The 5,720-nt window shown below is 67.1% G+C and carries 6 protein-coding genes; 5 read left to right on the top strand and 1 reads right to left on the bottom strand.

Annotated elements, in window-relative coordinates:
- From G3N99_RS33235 to G3N99_RS33225, 3 genes are all read left to right on the top strand, one after another.
- Positions 1 to 609 (top strand): hypothetical protein (locus G3N99_RS33235; RefSeq protein WP_241011985.1); only part of this gene is annotated, 609 nt, incomplete at its 5' end.
- A gap of 77 nt (positions 610 to 686) precedes the next feature.
- A complete protein-coding gene (locus G3N99_RS33230) occupies positions 687 to 902 on the top strand; it encodes a YdcH family protein (RefSeq protein ID WP_006755091.1) in 216 nt (71 codons plus the stop codon).
- A gap of 55 nt (positions 903 to 957) precedes the next feature.
- A complete protein-coding gene (locus G3N99_RS33225) occupies positions 958 to 3,204 on the top strand; it encodes an ATP-dependent DNA helicase (RefSeq protein ID WP_174946404.1) in 2,247 nt (748 codons plus the stop codon).
- A 120-nt stretch (positions 3,205 to 3,324) separates the two neighbouring features.
- Here the strand turns inward: G3N99_RS33225 and G3N99_RS33220 are convergent, their stop codons facing one another.
- A complete protein-coding gene (locus G3N99_RS33220; protein WP_174941063.1) occupies positions 3,325 to 4,149 on the bottom strand; it encodes an outer membrane protein assembly factor BamD in 825 nt (274 codons plus the stop codon).
- Between the two features lie 41 nt (positions 4,150 to 4,190).
- Here G3N99_RS33220 and G3N99_RS33215 point away from each other — a divergent pair, with 41 nt between their 5' ends.
- Positions 4,191 to 5,399: an RluA family pseudouridine synthase gene (locus G3N99_RS33215; protein ID WP_174941061.1), complete on the top strand. Its 1,209-nt coding sequence runs from the start codon at positions 4,191 to 4,193 to the stop codon at positions 5,397 to 5,399.
- A gap of 6 nt (positions 5,400 to 5,405) precedes the next feature.
- Positions 5,406 to 5,720, top strand: a 315-nt coding sequence (locus G3N99_RS33210) for a laccase domain-containing protein (protein WP_206124489.1), incomplete at its 3' end; no start/stop codon positions are given.

Genomic DNA, 5,720 nt, shown 5'->3' with positions numbered 1-5,720 from the left:
GCTGCGCCCGTGACGGCCTCGGCCGCACCGGATTTCGACGCCCGTCAAAAAGTGCTCAATCAACGCTCCGCAGAAAACGATTATCGTTATGCGGTGGCCGAGCACGATTGCTACAGCAAGTTCTTCGTCAATCACTGTCTCGGCAAGGCGCGTGACACGATGCGCGACGAGCGGGCGAGCATCCGCCAGGAGCAGCTCGCGCTCAACGACGAGCAGCGGGCGGTGCGCGCCCAGCAGCGCGACCAGCAGCAGGCACTGAAGGCTGCGCAGAACGCGGCGGAAGCGCCGCAGCGCGCGGCGAACGACGCGGCAAACGCGGCTGCGTTCCGCGACAAGCAGGAGCAGAATGCTCTGAAGCAGGCGCAGCGCGGCGCGGAAGGGCCGCAGCGCGCGGCGAGCAAGCAGGCATACGACCAGAAGCAGGGCGACTTCCAGCGCAAGCTCGACCAGGCGCACCAGCAGGCCGCGCAGAAGGCGCAGGAGCGGGCGGACAACGCCGCGCGCTACGAGCAGAAGCAGAAGGAAGCCGTACAGCACAAGGCCGATGTCGAGCAGCGTCAGAAGGAAGCGGCCGAGAAGGCGCAGCAGAAGCAACAGCAGGGGCAGTAACGTGTTGGATTGATCCGGAATCAGTCTCGTGCGCGCTGGCACGCCAGCCGGCGCGCTGCTTCGATGAGGAGGCGCATATGCAAAACCGTCCTACGGAACAGCAGCAGGAATTGCACAACCGTTTGGCTGCATTGCAGGAGCAGCACCAGCAGCTCGCTCGGGAGATCGAGTTGAAGGAAGGACACTCCGACATCGACGACATCACGTTGCACCGCCTGAAAAAAGAAAAGCTGGCGGCCAAGGACAAAATCATTTTGCTGCAATCGCAGCTGGAACCGGATAAGCGCGCCTGAGCGCGGCCTGGCAAGCGCCGGCGCCGCCCGGGCGCTGGACACAGGAACGCTTGCCTTGAATTCACCGCTTGAAGCCACCCCCGATGCCCGGCGAGACGCGTCGTCTGCCGGGCGTGCTCGTGCGCCCGAAGGCACCTTCGAGCTGAGCCGCAAGCGCGTCGACGAACTCGACACGATCTTCGGCGAAGGCGGATTGCTGGCGCGTGCGCTCGACGGCTATCGGCCGCGTATGGCGCAGATCGAGATGGCGCGCGCCGTCGCGTCCGCGATGGAAGCGTCCGCGCGCCGGATGCCCGACCCCGAGATCTTCGAAACCCGCAAGCGGCCGGCGCGTCGCCTCGGCGACGGCGACAAGGCGGCCGAGCCGGGCGCGGACGCCGCTGCAACCGAGCCCGACAGCGATGCCGGCGACAACACGCTGATCGTCGAGGCCGGTACGGGTACCGGCAAGACCTATGCGTACCTCGTGCCCGCGATGCTGTGGGGCGGCAAGGTGATCGTGTCGACCGGCACGAAACACCTGCAGGACCAGTTGTTCGCGCGCGACATCCCGACCGTGCGCAACGCGCTGGCCGTACCGGTGTCGGTCGCGATGCTGAAGGGCCGTGCAAACTACCTGTGCCACTACTACCTGCAACGCACGGCCGACAACGGCCGGTTGCCGTCGCGGCAGGATACGGCCTATCTGCAGGAAATCGTCCGTTTCGCAAAGATTACGAAGAGCGGCGACAAGGCCGAACTCGCGAGCGTGCCGGAAACGGCGCCCGTGTGGTCGATGGTCACGTCGACGCGCGACAACTGCCTCGGCCAGGAATGCCCGCATTACAAGGATTGCTTCGTGATGCAGGCGCGGCGCGAGGCGCAGCAGGCCGACGTCGTCGTCGTCAACCACCACCTGTTCTTCGCGGACATCATGCTGCGCGATACGGGGATGGCCGAGCTGCTGCCCAACGCGAACACGGTCATCTTCGACGAGGCGCACCAGTTGCCGGAAACGGCGACGCTGTTCTTCGGCGAGACGCTGTCGACGACGCAGATTCTCGAGCTCGCCCGCGACACGGTGGCGGAAGGCCTGAGCCATGCACGCGACGCGGTCGAGTGGGTGAAGCTCGGTGGCGATCTCGAGCGCGCGGCGCGCGACTTGCGTCTGGCGTTCGCGAACGACCAGATCGTCCGCATGTCGCTCGCCCAGCTCGGCGACGATCACCCGATGTTCGGCGCGCTCGACGCGCTCGAGGCTGCGCTCGACGCGCTGGCGTCGGCGCTTGCCAGCCAGGCCGAACGGGCGGAATCGCTCGGCGCGTGCCTGCGGCGCGCACGTGAGCTGCAGGACCTGCTGGCCGGCTGGGTCGCACCCGGCGCGACGGAAGCGGCGGCGAAGGCCGACGCAACGGCAGCCGGCGACAAGGCGGCATCCGACGGCGATCCGAACGAGAAGGTGCGCTGGGTCGAAGTGTTCGCACATACGGTCCAGCTGCACGAAACGCCGCTGTCGGTCGCGCCGATCTTTGCCAAGCAGCGTGCGGGCGTGCCGCGTGCATGGGTGTTCACGTCGGCCACGCTGTCGGTGCGCGGCGATTTCACGCACTATGCGGCGCAGATGGGCCTCAGCTCGCGTCGCTCGATGACGCTCGCAAGCCCGTTCGACTACCAGTCGCAAGGGCTGCTGTACGTGCCGCGCAACCTGCCGCAACCGTCTTCGCCGGCGTTTACGGATGCCGTCTTCGACGCCGCGCTGCCGGCGATCGAGGCGTCCGGCGGCGGCGTGTTCATGCTGTGCACGACGCTGCGCGCGGTCGATCGGATCGCATCGAAGCTGCGTGACGTGATCGAATCACGCGGCTGGAACACGCCGCTGCTCGTGCAGGGCGATGCAAGCCGCACCGAACTGCTCGACCGTTTCCGTGCGTATGGCAACGCGATCCTGGTCGGCAGCCAGAGTTTCTGGGAAGGCGTCGACGTGCGCGGCGACGCGCTGTCGCTCGTCGTGATCGACAAGCTGCCGTTTGCGCCGCCGGACGATCCTGTGCTGGCCGCGCGGCTCGACGCGCTGACGAAGAAGGGGCTGAGCCCGTTCGCCGTGCACCAGTTGCCGCAGGCCGTGATCACGCTGAAGCAGGGCGCGGGCCGGCTGATTCGCGCGGAGACGGATCGCGGCGTGCTGATGATCTGCGACACGCGGCTCGTCGACAAACCCTACGGGCGCCGAATCTGGCAGAGCCTGCCGCCGTTCAAGCGGACCCGCGAGATCGCGGTCGTCGAGGACTTCTTCGACGAGCACCGTTCGGCAAAGCGCACGTGACGGCCCGCGCGGCGATCGTCGCGCGATCGCACCGGCGCCGCCTGAGTGCGGCGCCAATAAAAAACCCGGCTCGATGGCCGGGTTTTTTGTTCGTGCAGCGCGTGCTGCACGGTGCTTTGGTCAGAACTGCCACCACGACTTCTTCGCGCCGGGGCGCGAGTGACCCGTGACGTACGGGCTGTCGGGGAACGTGCCGGCGAGCACGCGCTTCGTGTCCTCGGCGAGTTGCGGCTGGTTCAGCTTGCCGTACGACAGGATCATGATGTGCAGCGCGTCCTCGATCGCCGGGGCGCCCTTGTAGTCCTTGATCGCGAGCTGCGCACGGTTGATGGCCGCGACGTAGGCACCGCGCCGGTAGTAGTAGTCGGCCGCGTGCACTTCGTGCGATGCGAGCGCGTTGACGATGTAGCGCATCCGCGCGGCGGCGTCGGGCGCGTACTTGCTCTTCGGGAAGCGGTCGACGACGACCTTGAACGCATCGTACGATTCGCGCAGTGCCTGCGGATCGCGCTCGCTCATGTCCTGGCCGGAGAAGCGGCCGAACAGGCCCAGATCGTCGTTGAAGTGGATCATCCCCTTCAGGTAGTACGCGTACGGGATATCCGGATGATCGGGGTGGAGCTGGATGAAGCGATCGACAGCCTGGTCGGCGGCGGCCGCTTCGTTATCCTTCCAGTTGCAGTACGCAACGTTGATCTGCGCCTGTTGCGCGAAATGGCCGAACGGATCGCGGCCTTGCAGCGATTCGAAATATTTCGCGCACTTGCCCCAGTCGCCTCCGGACAGTGCGTCCTGGGCCTCTGAGTATAATTTGTTGTTCGACCAGGTAGCCGTCTCGTCCTGCTTCTGCGGCAAGCCGTGGCAGCCGGCGATGAGGGCCACGGCCGCTACCGCCGCAGCCCGGGCGGCGACGGTTCTGGCCGTGCGTTTGGTCGAATTCATCATGCTCGCATGTCCTAGCTTCAAGTCTCGGTGACCCAGTCTAAATGACCCGTTCAAGTTCGCAGAATGCCCAGCCGGGCACACCAAATCGCGAAGATTATAGCCCAAGCGATCGGCCCGCCGACGCTGCCTCGGGGGATTCCCTCGATGACGATCTGACCGGCGACGCAATGCAGCCGCCCGTCGTGCCGTCCGCAGCGGTCGATGAAGCGCCGCGCGTCGTCGAAGTGCCGATGTCGCTCGCGGGCGAACGCCTCGACAAGGCGCTCGCCCAACTGTTCCCCGAATTCTCGCGCAGCCGCCTGCAGAGCTGGATCGAGGCGCAGCGCGTGCTCGTCGACGGCGCGCCGGCGAAGATCCGCCAGCCGGTGCCGCTCGGCGCGAAGATCGAGCTCGTGCCCGACCTGCTCCCCGAGCAGCTCGCCTTTACGCCGGAGCCGGTGCCGCTCGACGTGATCTACGAGGACGACGCGCTCGTGGTCATCAACAAGCCGGCCGGCGTCGTCGTGCATCCGGCCGCCGGCAACTGGAGCGGCACGATCCTCAACGGGCTGCTGCATCGCTATGGCGACGCGGCGGCCGGCCTGCCGCGCGCAGGGATTGTCCACCGGCTCGACAAGGAAACGTCGGGCCTGATGGTGGTGGCGCGCACGCTGGCCGCGCAGACGGACCTCGTGCGCCAGTTGCAGGCCCGCACGGTAAAGCGCCGCTATTTCGCGCTGGTGTGGGGCACGATGCCCGAGGAAGGCACGATCGACGCGCCGATCGGCCGCGATCCGCGTGAACGTACGCGCATGGCCGTCGTCACGGGCGCATCGGGCAAGCCCGCGCGCACGCATTTCCGCACGGTTGACACATGCCTGTGGCAACGTCAGCCAGTTTCGGCGATCCAGTGCGATCTCGAGACCGGTCGCACGCACCAGATCCGCGTGCACTGCGCGCATGCTGGACATCCGCTGCTCGGCGATCCCGTGTACGGCCGTGCGCGCGGTAAGCGCTCGGTCACGCCGCTGCCGGACGGGTTCGCGCGACAGGCGCTGCATGCATGGCGGCTCGGTCTCGTGCATCCGGTCACCGGCAAGGCGATGCAATGGCGCTGCCCGCTGCCGGACGACATGAACACACTGGTCGCGGCGCTCGGCTTCGGGCAGGGCGACGAGGAATTCGACGACGATGACGGTGTCTACGACGATGACGATTTCGGCGGCGAGTATCACGATGACGAGCCGTACCTGGACGATGAGGAGGAGTGAGTGCCGATGACGAACCTAGCGCCGATGACGTGGCAGGACTGCGTACAGCCCGACTGGCAGGTGTCGCCGCGCGTGCGCGCGCTGATCACGACGCGCGACGGCGGGCTGAGCGAAGGCCCGTACGGGCGCTGGCAGGGCGGTGACGCGCTGCCGGGCGGGATGAATCTCGGCCTGCATACCGGTGACGACCCGGCCCATGTCGCCGGGAATCGCGCGCGCTTGCTGGCGCTGGCAGGCCAGTCGAGTGCTGCGTGGCTCGAGCAGGTTCACGGTGCGCAGATCGTGCGTGCGGACGAGGTGATCGCGGCGGCGCCCGCGGCA

Source organism: Burkholderia sp. Ac-20392 (assembly GCF_017104585.1).
Lineage (GTDB): Bacteria > Pseudomonadota > Gammaproteobacteria > Burkholderiales > Burkholderiaceae > Burkholderia > Burkholderia lata.
This window is presented reverse-complemented; position numbering and strand designations above follow the sequence as displayed.

What these genes read in the sequence shown, in the direction of transcription:
- G3N99_RS33230 (WP_006755091.1), top strand. Translation starts at nt 687, where the DNA reads ATGCAAAACCGTCCTACGGAACAGCAGCAGGAATTGCACAACCGTTTG.
- G3N99_RS33220 (WP_174941063.1), bottom strand. Translation starts at nt 4,149, where the DNA reads ATGATGAATTCGACCAAACGCACGGCCAGAACCGTCGCCGCCCGGGCT.
- G3N99_RS33215 (WP_174941061.1), top strand. Translation starts at nt 4,191, where the DNA reads ATGACCCGTTCAAGTTCGCAGAATGCCCAGCCGGGCACACCAAATCGC.